Origin of the sequence: Allocoprococcus comes (genome assembly GCF_013300725.1) — a bacterium.
In the GTDB taxonomy this organism is placed as follows: Bacteria; Bacillota; Clostridia; order Lachnospirales; family Lachnospiraceae; genus Allocoprococcus; species Allocoprococcus comes_A.
Map to the genome: position 1 here is coordinate 1 of NZ_JAAIMM010000040.1, position 16774 is coordinate 16774.

13 protein-coding genes and 2 pseudogenes are annotated in these 16774 nt (G+C 41.5%); 13 read left to right on the forward strand and 2 right to left on the reverse strand.

Features of this window, described 5'->3' with window-relative positions:
- The 8 genes and pseudogenes from G4407_RS16450 to citG all read left to right on the forward strand — a co-directional run.
- Window positions 1-224: pseudogene (locus G4407_RS16450) on the forward strand (RNA-guided endonuclease InsQ/TnpB family protein); the annotation flags it as partial.
- A gap of 278 nt (window positions 225-502) precedes the next feature.
- Window positions 503-1438 (forward strand): LysR family transcriptional regulator, encoded by a 936-nt coding sequence (locus tag G4407_RS15270; protein ID WP_173689563.1) that lies wholly within the window; start codon window positions 503-505, stop codon window positions 1436-1438.
- 168 nt (window positions 1439-1606) lie between these two features.
- On the forward strand, window positions 1607-2902 hold the full coding sequence (locus G4407_RS15275) for an SLC13 family permease (RefSeq protein WP_173689564.1): 1296 nt from the start codon (window positions 1607-1609) through the stop codon (window positions 2900-2902).
- A gap of 87 nt (window positions 2903-2989) precedes the next feature.
- Window positions 2990-4429: a serine hydrolase domain-containing protein gene (locus G4407_RS15280; protein ID WP_173689565.1), complete on the forward strand. Its 1440-nt coding sequence runs from the start codon at window positions 2990-2992 to the stop codon at window positions 4427-4429.
- Between the two features lie 102 nt (window positions 4430-4531).
- Entirely contained in the window at window positions 4532-4831 is a 300-nt protein-coding gene (gene citD / locus G4407_RS15285) for a citrate lyase acyl carrier protein (protein ID WP_173689566.1), read from the forward strand.
- Window positions 4831-5730 (forward strand): aldolase/citrate lyase family protein, encoded by a 900-nt coding sequence (locus tag G4407_RS15290; protein WP_173686733.1) that lies wholly within the window; start codon window positions 4831-4833, stop codon window positions 5728-5730. Before citD ends, G4407_RS15290 begins: the two co-directional genes overlap by 1 nt.
- Window position 5731: 1 nt before the next feature.
- Entirely contained in the window at window positions 5732-7291 is a 1560-nt protein-coding gene (citF, locus tag G4407_RS15295) for a citrate lyase subunit alpha (RefSeq protein WP_173689567.1), read from the forward strand.
- 55 nt (window positions 7292-7346) lie between these two features.
- A complete protein-coding gene (citG, locus tag G4407_RS15300; protein ID WP_173689568.1) occupies window positions 7347-8273 on the forward strand; it encodes a triphosphoribosyl-dephospho-CoA synthase CitG in 927 nt (308 codons plus the stop codon).
- A gap of 303 nt (window positions 8274-8576) precedes the next feature.
- On the opposite strand, the gene G4407_RS15305 is transcribed toward citG, so the two are convergent.
- Window positions 8577-9263, reverse strand: coding sequence for a response regulator transcription factor (locus G4407_RS15305; protein ID WP_173689569.1), 687 nt, complete (start codon window positions 9261-9263; stop codon window positions 8577-8579).
- A 114-nt stretch (window positions 9264-9377) separates the two neighbouring features.
- Between G4407_RS15305 and G4407_RS15310 the strand changes: the two genes are divergently transcribed.
- The 3 genes from G4407_RS15310 to G4407_RS15320 all read left to right on the forward strand — a co-directional run bounded on the left by G4407_RS15310 (window position 9378) and on the right by G4407_RS15320 (window position 14431).
- The gene (locus G4407_RS15310; protein WP_173689570.1) at window positions 9378-11525 is read left to right on the forward strand and encodes an ATP-binding protein; all 2148 of its coding nucleotides are present in this window, start codon (window positions 9378-9380) and stop codon (window positions 11523-11525) included.
- Window positions 11526-11683: 158 nt separating this feature from the next.
- Window positions 11684-13021, forward strand: a complete 1338-nt coding sequence (locus G4407_RS15315; protein WP_173689571.1) for a CitMHS family transporter — start codon at window positions 11684-11686, stop codon at window positions 13019-13021.
- Between the two features lie 390 nt (window positions 13022-13411).
- Window positions 13412-14431, forward strand: coding sequence for an Rpn family recombination-promoting nuclease/putative transposase (locus G4407_RS15320; RefSeq protein WP_173689572.1), 1020 nt, complete (start codon window positions 13412-13414; stop codon window positions 14429-14431).
- A gap of 142 nt (window positions 14432-14573) precedes the next feature.
- Here G4407_RS15320 and G4407_RS15325 read toward each other — a convergent pair whose 3' ends face one another.
- Window positions 14574-15341, reverse strand: a complete 768-nt coding sequence (locus tag G4407_RS15325) for a hypothetical protein (RefSeq protein WP_173689573.1) — start codon at window positions 15339-15341, stop codon at window positions 14574-14576.
- A gap of 193 nt (window positions 15342-15534) precedes the next feature.
- On the opposite strand from G4407_RS15325, the gene G4407_RS15330 reads away from it, so the two are divergent.
- Together G4407_RS15330 and G4407_RS15335 are read left to right on the forward strand one after the other, a co-directional pair.
- Entirely contained in the window at window positions 15535-16461 is a 927-nt protein-coding gene (locus tag G4407_RS15330) for an alpha/beta hydrolase (protein WP_173689574.1), read from the forward strand.
- Between the two features lie 3 nt (window positions 16462-16464).
- Window positions 16465-16734: pseudogene (locus G4407_RS15335) on the forward strand (DUF6320 domain-containing protein); the annotation flags it as partial.
- Window positions 16735-16774 lie beyond the last annotated feature (40 nt).

A 16774-nucleotide genomic window follows, 5' to 3' on the forward strand; every position in this document is an offset into this window, starting at 1 on the left:
ATACAAGCCAGTGCAGCCCGTTATCACCAGAAGTATCAAAAAGATATGCAGAAGCGTCAAATCGAAAAGAGCGGGGCATGTATATAACCAATGGAGAAAGATTTAATGCAGATGCAGTAGGCGCCTTCAATATCCTGCGGAAATATCTTTCCGTATCCGGAAAGCAGAAGAAACTGTCCATAACTGGACTAAAAAATCCAGAAATAATAAAAGTAGCTGCATAGCCGAAAGGTAAGCAGTATTGGTGTCATGGACGCACCCTGAAAAAAGGCGGTATCCCGCCAGAATTCAGATGCTCTGGTAACTTAGTTGCCGAGTAGTTCACTGTAGCATATTTGAAACCGGGGTTCAAGAGAATTAAGAGCTTTTTAGTATAATCCGAATTCCAGTAGCCCATTTAGCATGCCCTGAAATCAAAGAAATTTCGATAAGTTGTACTAATCTTGCGCTTTTAAAATATAAAAGCTTACAATCTGTTTACTGAGATCACGGGAGGATAAAAATGGATGATTTAAAATCGTTTACCTATGTTTTAGCGGTTGCAGAATGCAAAAGTATTTCAAAAGCCGCTGAACTTTTATATATTTCACAACCATCACTCAGCAGATTTATATCCAGTCTGGAACAGGAACTTGGAATTTTACTTTTCGAGCGGAAATCGAATGGAATCAGTCTGACAGAGGCTGGCAAAATTTATGTTGAGTATGGAAAAGAAATCAAACGTTTAAACAGCACAATGGAACATAGACTAAAGGAACTTCAACTATCAGAAGAACAGGAAATACACATATGTATGTCTTTAAGTGCCAGCCTTTTGCTGGCAATGGAAGTTCAGGAGAAGATCAGTAAAAAATACATCGGGTGTAAAGCAACATTTTCAAATGTCATGGCTAAGGAAATCCTGACAGGCTTAAAAAACAGGACCTATGACTTGGCAATAGGGCCGGATCTGAGTGAAAAGGATTCTTCTATCGTATTTGATTTTATTGTAGAAGATTATATGTTACTTGCAGTTCCAAAGAAGTATATGATGCTTCAGAAAGCAGAAAAAAGAGAAGGTGAAAAATATCCATGGATGGATATTTCGATGATGCCGAATGAGTTTATTATCCAGGACAATTCCTGTTATGTCAGACAAGAGATCGATCAGATATTTGAAGAATATGGAAAAGAATTGAAGCCAAAGATGATCGTAAACAGTTCGATGCTTGCAATGCAGACCTTGGAGCGAGGAATGGGATTCTGTTTTATATCAGAAGTATTTCTTCCATACATAACAAATACAAAAGATATTGATTTTTTTTGCATTGGAAAAAACAAGGTAAAAAAGACGAAAACAGGTATTATTTATTTGAAAAATAAAATCCTTTCCAGACAGGAAAAGTACTGTATATCTGTTTTGAAAGAGAAAATAATAAATGGAGAAATAGGGGCATAGCATGAAACTATACCCCTATTTTCTTTTGGCATTGGTGAAAAAAGCAACAGACAATTATAATAAGATTAACGTGATGAGCCGGTAAACATCATATAAGAGAAGAATGAGAGTTTTTGGAAAAGCGCACTCCGAAAAGCTTATTGTATATGGATACGGAGGAAAAGAAAGATGAGTATGGCTACAATAGGAGCGATCCTGACATTTATAGTTTTCGTTGCAGTTCTTGCAACGCCCAAATTACCAAACTGGTTTTGTTTTTTGATCATGGCACCGATCGTTGTATTTACAGGAACAATGGATGCGGATGGTGTATATGCCGTGTTAAGCAGTTCAAGTTTTCATTTGATGGCAATTATATGTATGTTCTCAGGAATGATTGCTGCAACAGGGCTTGATATTGTAATGGGAAATGCTTTAGATAAATTAACTGGTAATGTAAGTGGAAAGAAAAAAGAAATGTTAATTTTTGCAATTCTATATCTGGCATCAGGACTGGTATCATTCGTTCTGCAGAACAGTTATGTTGCAATGGCATTTTTACCAGTGATTTTCAGTATTGCCAAGAAAAATAAGATCAGTCATTCCAAAATGATTTTATTCGTAATCTATGCAAGTACTTTAGGTGGAGCTTGTACACTGATTGGAACACCGACAAATATTTATGCAAATACGGCACTTGAAGAAGCCGGGCTTTCTCTTTTTGGCATGTTTGATTTTGCATGGGTAGGTATCCCGATTTTTATTCTGGGTGGAATCTATATGATCATGATGAACCGCTGGTGCCCGTCTTATGAGGAAACAGTGCCAAGTAATTCAGAGATAGAGGCAGCTACAGAAATTACACCTGAGATGAAAAAGAAACAGATGGTTGTAGGAATCAGTTTCCTTCTGTTTGTACTTGCTCTGATTTTGGATTCACTTACAGATATTACAGTGAATCCGAACTTTATTGGATATGCACTGATTGCGATTTCGGTTCTTACAACCGTTGTAAAACCAAAAGAAGTAATCACTTCATTTGGTGTAGATATGGTACTTTTCTGTGCAGGTATCAATTTGATCATTGCAGTTATGAAAAACAGTGGACTTGGAGAGGTGTTTGGATCCATTGTGCTGAGCATTCTTGGAGATACACATAATTTGTATCTGATTACAGCTGTACTGTTCCTTGGGTCAGCAATTGCAACACAGTTTATGAATAATATGGCAACAGCAGGAGTACTTGCCCCGATTGGAATCTCTATTGCAGAATCAATGGGAGCAAACCCACAGGCAATTGTTCTTGCAATTGCAATCGGAGCAGGATGTTCTTTCCTGACACCAATCGCATCAGGAACAAATCAGACATTAATGATTTTTACAAACTTAAAATTTACTGACTTTGCAAAATTTGGATGGCCATTGGTTATTATCAGCTTTATATGCTGTGTAGGAATTCTTCCATTGGTATTCCCGTTCTTTTAAAAGACAGAAAAGAGTTAGGTATAACAAAGGGGGACAAAATTCTGTCCCCCGTTTCCAGTTTAAAATAAAGATAGATGAGGTGACAGTATGAACACAGAATTAACCTATTCAACACCGGAAGATGAAGGTGTATCATCAGAGTATATTATTAATTTTCTGAATGAGATGGAAAAAAGAGAAGCAGAGATCCATGGAATTATGATCTTGAAAAACAATAAAGTAATATTTGAAGCATATAACGAACCGTATCGTAAAGAAATTCCGCATATTGTACATTCTTTTACAAAATGTTTTACAAATACAGCGGCAGGAATTGCTTATACAAAAGGACTTATAAAATTGGAGGATAAGGTACTTGATTATTTTCCGGAATATCGGGAGGGAGCAAATGAATATCTTCAGAAGCTTACAATACGGAATTTGCTTACGATGCGTAGTGGACAGGAAAGAAGTATAGGTGGAAATGAATGGAGACCATTAAAGACCAGCTGGCTGGATGCATATTTTAAAGTACCGTTTGTAAAGGAGCCAGGAAGTGAATTTATGTATTCAAGTGGGAATTCCTATATTACGTCAGCGATCGTACAGCGTGTTACAGGAAAAACATGCCATCAATTGATCGAAGAAGAACTGGCACCGTATATTGGTCTGGAGAAGTTTAGCTGGGGAGAAAGTCCGGAAGGAATCTGTTCAGGTGGAAATGGTGTGAGCATTACGGTAGAAGGAATTGCCCGGTTTGGGTTACTGTATCTGAGTCATGGGAAATGGGATGAAAAACAGTTGTTAAATCCTGAGTGGGTGGATCTCGCACTAGGCAAAAAAGATCCACAGCCAAGAAAAGAAGGAGAAAAAGAATATAATTTTCACTGGACGCATACAGGAGATATCTGGTGTGCAGATGGAATGTTTGGACAGACCTGTGCGATTGTTCCGGAACAAAATATGGTAATTGCTATCACTACGGCAGACAGTAATTACCTGGAGACGGAACTGATTCAAAAAGAAATTCTGAATCCGATGAAAGAAGAAAGAAATCTCTCTGAAAAGATGTGGAAAGTATTAAAAAATAAAGGACTCAGAATGTCTCTGGAAAACAAAAACAGATCCGTCAGTAACAGACTGATTTCAGGAAATCGGAAAATAGAAATGGAACCTTTTGAGAATGAAGATAAAATAGAAAAAACAGGTCTGGAATTTTCAGAAGATAAAGTAACATTCTGGATGAAAGATAACAGGGGAACACATTTTGTAGAAGCAGGACTTGACTGTTGGATCCATGGGAAAACCTCTATGACAGGTGGATATCTGCATCATCAGTATGAAATGGATGAAATGAAAATTGCCGCATGCGCTTACTGGAAATCAGAAAATGTGCTGATGATGGAATGGCGTTATCCGGAGATGGCTTTTTTTGATCATGTGTCTTTTGAATGGAAAGAAGACAGGATATATATGAAACGCTGGGTAAATATGAATTCACAGGCACTGGAAAGACCGGTTGTAACAGCAAAAATATGCGAATCTTAACAAATATTAAGAAAACTATTCACGTTCCTGTAAGGTAAGAGCCCTATGATAAACACAACGAAGCAAATACAAATGCAAAAGGATGTTAAGGAGGAAGCACGAATGGAAATCAAAAAACCTGCAATTGCAGGAACATTAGAATCCAGTGACTGCCAGGTAACAGTAGAAGCCGGAGAAGGAAAAGTTGATTTTTCACTGGAAAGCGCGGTAATCAATCAGTATGGAAATCAGATCAGAAAGGTCGCTTATGAGACACTTGATAATCTGGGAATCGATAATGTAAAGCTTACAATCGTAGATAAAGGAGCGCTTGACTGCACAATCAAGGCAAGAATCGAAGCAGCTGTTTATCGTTCAATCGGACAGATTGAAGACTTACCGTGGGGAGGTGCGATCAGATAATGAATCCGAATAAAAAAAGACTTAGAAGAACCATGATGTTTTTAAATGCACAGAAACCGGGACTGATCAAGGATCCTTATATTTACAAACCGGATTCTATCATGCTTGACCTGGAAGATGCTGTTGCAGAGAACCAGAAAGATGCAGCAAGATTTTCTCTTTATCATGCACTTAAGACCATTAACTATAGAGGATGCGAACGTGTTGTCAGAATCAACGGACTGGATACACCTTACTGGAAAGAAGATATCCGCTGTGCAGTCGCAGGTGGATGCGATGCAATCCGTATTCCAAAGACAGAGTCCGCACAGGATGTAAAAGTCGTAGAAGCTGAAGTTATCCAGGCTGAAAAAGATTTCGGACGTGAAGAAGGAAGTGTTCTGATCATGGCAGCGATCGAGTCTGCACGTGGTGTCATGCGCGCACTTGACATTTGCGAATCTTCCGAAAGACTTTTCGGTATTGCCCTTTCTGGTGGAGATTATACCAAAGACCTTCAGACACACATCACCGGAACCGGAATCGAGCTCATGGGAGCAAGACAGAACATGGTGATCGCAGCAAGAGCAGCTGGTGTACAGTGCTTTGATACCGTATACACAGACCTTGATGATATGGATGGTTTCCGTCAGGATGTTGAGAATATCCACCTGATGGGATTTGATGGAAAATCCATCATCAACCCAAGACAGATCAACATTGTACATGAGATCTTTACACCAAAACAGAAAGATATCATTTTTGCAGAAAAAGTTGTCCGCGAAATTGATACAAAGAAAGCACAGGGAATCGGTGTATTTACAGTAGATGGTAAGATGATCGATATCGCTTTCTATGACGGAGCAAAGAGAACAATCGAGCTTGCAAAAGCTTCAGGTGTGTATAAGGGGGATTTATAAGATGATTAACGCAGTAGGTAGAGATATCCCGGAAGAGATTTTAAAAGTAACAGGAAAAGAAGTATTTCAGGGTGTGCATCATTTTGACGGACATGTCTATAAAAAACACGGACCGGAAGTAGAATGTGTCATCAATTCCAACGGAAGCAAGATGGTAGACAGCATCCATGATGTCCTTGTAAAATGTGGAATCAAAGACGGTATGACAGTCAGCTTCCATCACCATTTCCGTGAAGGTGACTACGTTGTAAATATGGTAATGAAAGAAATCCATGATATGGGAATCAAAGACATTACCATTTGCGCAAGTTCCCTTGGAAAAGCACATGATCCTCTGGTAGAATATATTGAAGATGGAACGATCACCAACATCCAGTCATCCGGTGTACGTGGAAAGATCGGAGAAGCCATTTCCAATGGTAAATTAAAAGGTCTTGCGATCATGCGTTCACACGGTGGACGTGTACGTGCCCTGGTAACAGGTGAAACTCAGATCGATATCGCATTCATCGGAACTCCGACCTGTGATGAATACGGTAACTGCCGTGGTATCGGTGGAAAATCTGACTGTGGTGTACTTTCTTACGCAATGTCAGATGCATTCCATGCAAACAAAATGGTAGCAATCACAGACTGCATGGTTCCGTTCCCGAACTTCCCGGCACATATTTCCATGACAAAAGTGGACTATGTTGTAGAAGTTGACCAGATCGGTGATCCGAAGAAGATCGCAACAGGTGCGGCAAAACCGACCACAGATATGAGAAAGCTGATGATGGCTGATTACTGTACACAGTTTGTTGTAAATACACCATATTTCAAAGACGGATTTTCTTACCAGACAGGTGTCGGCGGAGCTTCTATTGCATCCACCATTTCACTTGCAAAGGTAATGAAAGAAAGAAATATCCGTATGCGTTTTGGTGTAGGTGGTCTTACAAAGCCGATGTGTGACCTTCTGATCAATGGTCAGGTAGACGCACTTCTGGATACACAGGACTTCGACCTTGCAGCTGTAGAATCAGTAAAAGATCTGCATCACTTCCGTATCAGTGCAGGCGAGTATGCGAACCCGTTCAACAAGGGTGCAGTTGTAAATAAACTGGACTTCGTAATCCTTGCAGCTCTGGAAGTTGACGTACACTTCAACTGTAACGTTGTCGTAGATTCCAACGGTATGATCACAGGAGCACAGGGTGGACATCCGGATACAGCAGCCGGAGCAAAATGTGCCATCGTTATCGCACCACTTCTTCAGGGAAGAACACCGGCAATCTGTACAGATGTAACAACTGTTACAACACCTGGTGAAAGCGTAGATGTTGTTATCACAGATTACGGTATTGCGATCAACCCGAAGAGACAGGATCTGATCGAAGCAATGAAAGATGTCGATCTTCCGTTCAAGACTATTGAAGAGTTACGTGATATCGCTTACTCTATCGCAGGGGAACCACAGAAGGTACAGTTTGGAGACCGTGTTGTTGGTGTCATTGAAAGCCGTGACGGTACTATCATGGATGTTGTCCGTCAGATCAAGCCGTTTGAATTTGATGATTAAATTCTGATCGGAAAACTTACAGGTTATTGGTAATTGGATATAAAAGGAGAACCGTATGGGAAAGAATCAGGCAGTGGAGAGAGCAGAATACCTTGCAGAATCGATTGGCCGGATGGCGTATCAGGCACTGCTTGAGGAAGTCTATACGGTTCCAAAGCCCGGGCTTGTAGATCCATATTCCTGTGGTGCCCACACAGATATGGATGTGCAGACCTTTGAAAAAAGTGCAGAGGCATTGTATCCGTGGTTTGTGAGAATGGCATACCAGGGATACCAGCTGACCTGTACGCCGGAAGATCTTTTCCGCGAAATCCGTAAGACCGGAATGCTTGCGGAGGAAGCCATGTACCGGGCAACCGGGCATGTGAATACACATAAAGGGATGATTTTTACCCTTGGAATATTCAGCGCGGCAGCGGGAAGATGTATCCGGGAAGACGGAACCGTTACTTTACAATCGATCCTTCGGATGGAGCAGAAGATGACTGCCCGGATCTTGAGAGCCGAAATCGAGATGCTGGGAAAGGAACCTGCAAAAAGTAACGGTGAAAAAAATCTCGTACAATACGGGACAACAGGGATTCGCGGGGAAGCACTTGCCGGATACCCATCTGTTTTTCATATTGCGCTTCCGGTACTGGAGGATGGACTTTTGCGGGGAATGGAGTGGAACCGGATCAAATTACAGATCCTTTTTGCACTAATGAGCCGGGTGCAGGATTCCAACATTTTATCGAGAAAGAATCCATCGGTCCTTTATCAGGTCCAGATGGAAGCGATGCAGTTTCTGGAGGAAGGCGGAGCCTACTCAGAAGATGCGTTAGACAAACTGATCCGCATGGATGCGGATTATATAAAGCGTGGTATCAGCGCGGGTGGGTGTGCCGATCTTCTTGCCACCTCACTGTTTCTTGCGATGCTGTGCAATAAAATTCCAAACGAGAACGGGACAGTCCTGAACCTCTTTCCGGTTGTAAAATAGAGCGTATAATAACTGAGAACGGGAATCAAATTTTCTGCCATGAATATGGACTGCACCAGACTGGTGAGGAATAAAAAAGATGACTTTTCACAAATGAGCGGGTGAAAAGTCATCTTTTTATTTCATAGGAAATTCCAAAGGAACTTCCTATGAAATAAAAGGCACTGCGTGCCGGAGATGCGCACTCGCACGAAGATGAAGAATGTCGCAAGCGACCGCGCTCGGCGCGAGAATGTGCCGAGGCACATTCTTTTTTATTAGGAGAAGGTTCCGAATGGAGCTTCCTCCTGATGAAAAGGTCGTTTACGGAACAAAACGGTATCCCAGTCCGCGAATCGTCAGGATATGCGCCGGATTCTGTCTGTCGTCCTCAATCTTACCACGAAGCCGGTTGATATAGACCATGATCGCATTGTCATCAACGGCAACCGTATTGCCCCAGACATGCTCATAGATCATGTCCTTGGTGAAAACCTGCTGCGGATGCTTCATAAAAAGCAGAAGAAGTGCAGACTCCTTGGAAGAAAGGATCAGCTCTTCGTCATTTTTGTAAAAACGCATGGTTGTGGTATCATAGCTGAATGGACCGCATTCCAGAGTATCGGAATTGTCGAGTACCAGATTCTTGTTGCGGCGGATCAGTGCTTTTACTTTGGCACCAAGTACAAGCGGCCGGAACGGCTTGGTGATATAATCATCCGCGCCAAGGGAAAGTCCGTACAGGGAATCATAGTCCTCGTTACGTCCGCTGACGATCATAACCGGGGTACTGATCCCCTGATTGCGAAGCCGTTTGATGACCTCAAATCCTTCCATATCTCCCAGCATAATATCCATAAGGATCAGGTCAAATGTATGATTTTTAAGGATGGACAGAGCATCCATGCCACAGTTTACTGTTGTTGTTTCCAACTCATTGCTGTGCATTACTTTTTCCAGCAGCTTACAGATTGCCGGATCATCGTCTACGATCAGTATTTTGTCAGCCATTGAGGCAACCTCCCAAAAGTAAAAATTTCAATAAAATTCTATACAACTTATAAAAAACATTATAATATTAGAAAGAGAACAAGTCAATCGATTACCAGGCAAGGATAAGGGAATATGAAAAAAAATAAAAAAACATGGATTGCCGTGATTCCGCTTTTTCTGATCGTAGTATTTGTATTAGCGGGGTTCGGAGTCTGGAAAAAATACCGCGATACACTTATGGAAAACCAGGAAGAGCAATTGCTTCTGACAACCAGGATCTTAAGTGAAAATATGTCGGTAGCCGCAAGGGAATATGAAGATAACCTGGAATTTCTGGCAGATATAACAGAAGAACGGGAAGCAGAAGATGCAGAGAACATTTATAAAGAATACATTTCCACGCAGAATAGTATGATCGCGAATCTTTATCTGGAAGATCAGGACGGAAAGATCACAAAGTATGTCAGGGATGTGGAAATGAAAAGTAGTGAACTTCTTACCCAATGTTCTGAGAAAAACAGTGTTTACATGGAAAAAGATTCTTCCGGAAAAATCTATAATGTGTATAAAAGAGATTTAAAAACAGGCGGGAAAATCTGTCTGATGATTGATGCAGAAAAATATTATCAGAAGCTGATCTCCGGCATCCGTATCGGAACGAATGGTTATATTGTTGTAAAAAATGCGGATGGCACCATTATCATGCATCCGGATAAAAAACAGTGGGGAATAAAGGTCATCGAAGGAAGAATGGAGATGTACCCGGATCTGGATTATGCAAGCCTGAAACAGATGGTGGAGGGACAAAATAGCGGGAAAGAAGGCATTTCCGACTATTATTCTTATTGGTGGACCGATCCGGAACAGCCGAGAGTGCGGAAAATAAGTGCTTATTCACCGGTAAAGATGCAGGATAGTTTCTGGAGTGTCAGCGCGGTAATTGATTATGATGATCTTTATGAGCCTATCGCAGAAGGATTTCTGAAAATGATATTCGTTTTTGTCGGAATCTTGTTATCAGCCGGTGCTTTGGTTTTCATACTCTGGCGAGTGATGAAGGATATACGAAGAGCGGTAAGAGAAATCGATGATTTGAAAGAATTAAACGAGCAGCTGGAAAAAATGCATCGCAGTGAGGAGAACATTGCACACCAGCAGAGACTGCAGATCATGGGAACCATGACCGGCGGAATAGCCCATGAATTTAACAACTTTCTAACACCGATCATGGGATATGCGGAACTTCTTATGATGGAACTTCCGGAAGGTTCGGAGGAACAGGACAGCGCGAAGGAAATATACGATGCTTCCGAAAAGGCAAAAGATGTTGTCCGGCAGATTTCATCGCTGAGCCGGAAAAATGTGGAGACGGTATATAAAAGTATTCCGATGAAAAAAATGATGACGCGTGCACTGAAAATGATCGAGTCGATCTGTACTCCACAGGTTCAGCTGGAAAGTGATATCCAGATTGAGACGGAGAGTATTTTAGGAAATGCAACCCAGTTGAATCAGGTGCTGCTTAATATCTGTGTAAATGCGGTCCATGCCATCGGAAAAGAACAGGGAGTGATCCTTGTGGTATGTAGAAAAGAAACAAAAGCGAAAATGGATACGAAGGCTGCGCGAAAGCTCTCCGATGCGTGGGAAAGTTATATTCACATTCTTGTCAAAGATAATGGATGTGGTATGGATAAAGAAACCCTCCGCCATATATTTGATCCTTTCTTCACAACAAAGAAAGGTGGGGAAGGAACCGGACTTGGCCTTGCACTTGCAGAACAGATCATCTCTTCCCACAAAGGCTATCTGTACGCGGAAAGTGAAAAGGGAAAAGGAAGTACTTTTCATATTTACCTTCCGATACTTGATATGGATCATACGCCGCAGATCGCACAGAATGTGTCCGGCAAGGAATACCATATTGTTGTGGCGGATGATAATGCGAAAGTATTGCAGCTTTTAAAAAAGAATTTTGAAAAAATCGGAATCCAGATCCGTACTTGTATGAAAAAAGAAGAACTGCAGCAGTGTCTGCGAGAACAGGAGATGGACGTTCTTGTGGTGGATGAGACACTTGAAGACTGCAGCGGTGTTGATTTTTGTATGTCACTGGCAGGAAAATATCCGGATATGATGAAATTTATCATTACAGACGGACTGAGCCGGGAGGCAGTAGAAGCAAAGCAAAAAGGAATCATCGATGGTTATGTGGAGAAACCGGTGTCTGATACTGCGATTCTTGAGGCAATCCGAAACCGGGCAAAGGATTCCATGTAAGATGTAAGACACGACAAACCCAACCTTAATACTTTTAAAGATTTACCTTAACAAAATGTAAGGAGGAATTCGTAAGAGTGTAAGGTTGGGTTTTTATAATGGAATCATCAAATAAATGGTACGAAAAAGTACCCGTACAAAAGGAAGGAGAAAAAGCCATGAGTGAAGCGATGCTTGCCTTATTGGGATTTGCAACGATCATTGTAGTGATTGCGTTGCTTTTAAGAAATGTAACGGTACCGGCACTTGCGTTTGTCAGTGTATCCACTGTAACAGGTGCGATCCTTGTAGCGACCGGAACATTTACGATCAAAGAAATGGGGGAATTTATTTCAGCCGGTGTGTCCGGAGTACATGGTACTGCGGCGTTGTTTATCTTCTCAGTACTCTTCTTTGGAATTATGACAGATGTAGGAATGTTCGATAAGATCATCAATGCATTGATGAAGAAGGTTGGAAGTAATGTAGTTGGCGTGGCAATGATGACCTGTATCATTGCGATGATCGGACATCTGGACGGAGGTGGAGCTTCCACATTCCTGATCACGATTCCGGCAATGCTCCCGGTGTACAAACGTCTGAATATGAGACCGACAACTCTGATGCTCATCTGCGTATCTGCAATGGGTGTTATGAACCTTCTGCCATGGGGCGGACCGACAATGCGTGCGGCTACTGTTCTCGGAATTGAACCGAATGCCCTGTGGAAACAGATCATTCCAATGCAGGTTGTAGGTATTTTCATTGCACTCGGAACTGCATTTATCTGGGGAAATATCGAAAAGAAGAGAGGCGCAGGCACTTCTTCAGCAGAAAAAATCGAGTATGGCGGAATTGAAGATGAAGCTGTAACAGATAGTGAAAAGAATGAACTTGCAAGACCGAAACTCTTTGTATTCAACGTGATCGTAACACTGGTAGTGATCGTAAACCTGGTTCTTGCAAAGGTACCGTCTTACTATATCTTTATGGTAGGATGTGCAGTGGCTCTTTTTGTAAACTATCCAGGTGCAAAATTGCAGGGTAAGATCATTAAATCTCATGCAGGCCCGGCACTTACCATGGCATCTACGATTCTTTGTGCAGGTGTATTCCTTGGGGTTATGCAGGAAACAGAGATCATGACGCACATGGCAAATGTACTTGCAAGTGTAGTTCCACAGTCTATGGGAAGATTTTTACCGCTTATCGTAGGTCTGGTATCTGTACCGCTTACACTGATGTTCGATACGGATTCCTTCTTCTTTGGAATGCTTCCGGTACTGATCGGAATCGGAAACGAATTCGGTGTGAATCCGGCACATATCGCCATTGCAATGGTTGTTTGCCGTAATTGTGCAACATTCATCAGCCCGGTTGTTCCGGCTACTTTCCTTGGAACCGGTCTTGCAGGTGTGGAGATCAAAGACCACATCAAGAACAGTTTCTTCTGGATCTGGGGCGTAAGTATTGTCTGCCTGATCTCAGGAATCATCCTTGGCGTAATCAAATTCTAGTTAGATGAATAAAAAGATCCTGTATTTCATGTGATTTGTACATGGAGTATGGGATTTTTTTGAATATGTATATAAAATGGTCTGATGATTGAAATGCAACGAAAGTGCTCGAAAATGTTATGCAGGGTATAAGATTTCAGGAAAATGTGATAGAGTTATTTTACTTCGATTTAGTTCTAAAATCGAAAAAGTATCTAATTAACCATAATCAGAAGGTATCTCATTTTCGGTGCTCAATTTTCGAGTAAACTCCCGACAATGAACAAAGCAAAAGAAAATATAGAAGTATGGGAGTTTGCCTTTACAAAGGATGACAGTATGTTAAAATATTTATAGTAGAAAAGTCAGATTTTCCTTTCTATATTTTTACAATGCAGAAAGGGGAATCATATGACAGAAGAAAAGAAACAATTAACAGAAAATCAGGATAGCTTTATAATGCATCCAACGGTAGATTTCTGCTTCAAAGAATTAATGGAGAATGCAAAAGTAAGACAGGGATTGATTGCGGCAATTCTAAAGAAAGATCCAGAAGAAATTCAGAAAACAAAGTTGATGCCAACAATTTTAAGAAAAGAATATCCGGAAGATAAATACGGGATTCTGGATGTAAGAGTTCTCTTGAAAAATGGAGAGCAGATGGATTTGGAAATGCAAGTGGTGCCATTTGAATTCTGGTTTCAGAGGAGCTTTTATTATCTGTCAAAGATGGTAACAGATCAAATGAAAACAGGGGATACTTATGATAGAATTAAACCGTGCATTCATGTTGGAATTTTGGACTTTAATTTCTTTGAAAATGATATCAGATGTTATCATGCGGGAATGTTCTGTGATAAAGAGACTGGAGAAGTGCTGACGGACTTGCTGCAGATTCATATTCTGGAATTAAAAAAGTTGCCACCGGAAAGTCAGAATGAAACTGGGATCATCCAGTGGATGCGATTTATGAGCGGAAAGAACAGAAAGGATTTTGCAAAGATGGCAGAGCAAAATGAATATATTAAAGAAGCTTATGAATGTCTGGAGAAGATGAGTGCAGATGAAAGAAAAAGAAGAGAATACGAAGAAAGACAAAAAATTTTGTGGGATCATAATTCGTTTATGAAAAGTGCAAAAATAATTGGGATGCGAGAAGGTCGTGAAGAAGGACGTAAAGAAGGACGTGAAGAAGGACGTAAAGAAGGACGTAAAGAAGGGCGTAAAGAAGGGTACAGGGAAGCATTAGTTTCAATTGTTATAAAAAAATTGCAAAAAGGGATGTCAGCAGAGGAAATTGCAGACTTTCTGGAAGAGGATGTCTTGACGATACAGAGAATCTATGATATTGCCAAAACCTATGCACCGGAATATGATATAGAAAAAATAGTACAAAAGCTGGAAAACACATCGGGAATGAAACAGAAGTAAGTAGGAAAAGAGTAAGCCAAATCAGAAGGATGAGTGATTTGACTTACTCTTTTTTTCGCATGTAATTAGTTGTTGTTTACTTATAAAGCAAAAACACCATATGAGGATGCCCTAAGGCATATGCCTTAGTATGAGGAATGTTTTACTTCAAAACTTTCCGCAAAATACAAGTAATAATTCCCACCACGCAGAATGGAAAATATGCCGGGTAAAGAGAACCAAATACCAGGATGCCGCCCCGGATACCGGTAAGCAGTTCGACATCCGCAGGAATTGCATTTGCCGCAAGGCTGAACAGGTAGGAAAGAATATATACCAGAACAAAGTAGGTAAGCCCTCGTCCATTTCCGTGCCAGATACCACTTAATGTGAAAAAGAATGTTGACAGCATCCAGATCAGCATAACCCCTCCGACAGCCAGGTATGCAACCAGTGTAAGATCGGGATTGGAGCTTAGCGTCTTGACATCACCATAATCAGACATCTGGTTCCAGAACGAGAAAAAGGTAATCGCCAGGATGATGGCGGACATCAGTACCGGTGTCGGGCGAAGAATAAAATTAGTCAGCTTTTCGGCAGCAGTACTTCCGGTGCGGGCAATATTCCGAATTGGAGCAGCCAGTTCTTCGGAAGAGGAATCGGGACGTCTGCGGGAATTTCTCCGTTCTGCCCGTCTGGCGGGCCTTTGGCGGTCATAAAAATCCTCTTCTTCATAATCATCGTCATAATCAGGAGCAAGCCTGTCTGTTTCATCGTAGTAGTCATCAGTTTCATAATCGTCAAGGTAGTCTGTGCCGTCATACCGGTCGTCATAATCATCCTGCCCCACAGGGATCGACGGGAGATCGCCTGTATAAGTTACTTCAAAGTTATCATCAAAATAGTCGTCTATATTTTTCTTATTATTCATAAAACAAATACACCCTCCTTGTGTATAAGTGTATGGTAACTGTTTTGACAGTCTGTGTCAAATAAATTATGAGATGATTGTGAAACCTGAAAATGGGTTAATGTAGCAAAGATGGCAAGAGAAAGAGTGGTAGGGGACACCATTCTATGGTAGAATAAATCTGTGTGAAAAAAATGAGGACAGAAAAAATAATATGGCGATCAATATAGCAACAAAAGCAATCCTGAAAATCCTGTCTTTTGGAGGGATTGATGTAGAAGTATCAAGGCAGCTTGCGGATCTGAAAAGACTGGATCCGATGAAAATATTTTATAAGAAAATGGATCTGCAGGTCTATAACGGGGACTACGAAGTTCCGATCCGGGTATTTTTCCCGGACGAGGAATCTTATCTGGAAAAGGATCAGATCAAGGGAAGAAAGATCATGCTTTTCCTTCATGGAGGAGGATGGTCGACTGAGCATGTGGAAAATTATGAGAGAGTATGTTCCCGGATGGCACAGGCGACAGGGCAGACTGTAGCAGCAGTAGAATACCGCCTGGCGCCGGAACACAAGTTCCCGACCGGGCTTATGGACTGCTATGCCGTGGCAAGAGCATTGTATACGCATCCAGATACAATGCCGGAGGATATTACTCTGATTGGAGACAGTGCAGGTGGCAATCTGGCGGCAGCATTGTCCATTATGGCACGGGACCGTGGCGAATTTATGCCAAAGAGACAGATTCTGATCTATCCGGCAGTCAATAATGATTATTCAGAGAAGAGTCTGTTCTCTTCCGTAAGGGAGAATGGGCAGGATTATCTTCTGACGGCAGGCAAATTAAAAGATTATATCAATCTTTATGCAGGTTCGGAAGAGGACAAGTTAAATCCATATTTTGCACCGATTCTGGAGAAAGATCTGTCAGAGCAGCCGGATACACTGATCCTGACGTCAGAATTTGATCCGCTCCGGGATGAGGGAGAAGCGTATGGAAGACGTCTTGCAGAGGCAGGTAACCGGGTGGAAGTACACCGGATCAAGGATGCACTTCACGGATATTTTGCACTGGGAATCCGGAGTCTGCATGTACAGGAAAGTTTTGAATATATCAATCATTTTCTGGAGGGGGAATAGAAAATGCCGCAGACAAATGTAAAGCACTGGAGAAGGCTGGACAATGCAGCGAAGCTTTTTCCGGCGGCGAGCAGTAAAAGGGATACCCGTGTATTCCGGTTCTACTGTGAATTGAAAGAGGATATACAGCAGGAGATCCTGCAGAAGGCGGTAGACAGGACACTGGAAAAATATCCGATCTTTCTGTCCGTGCTACGAAAGGGACTGTTCTGGCATTATCTGGAACAGAGTAATAAAAGACCGGTTGTAAGAGAAGAGTGGTGTGCTACCTGTCAAGAGGACAATAAAAAATAATAAATTTTTGTATCGTCAG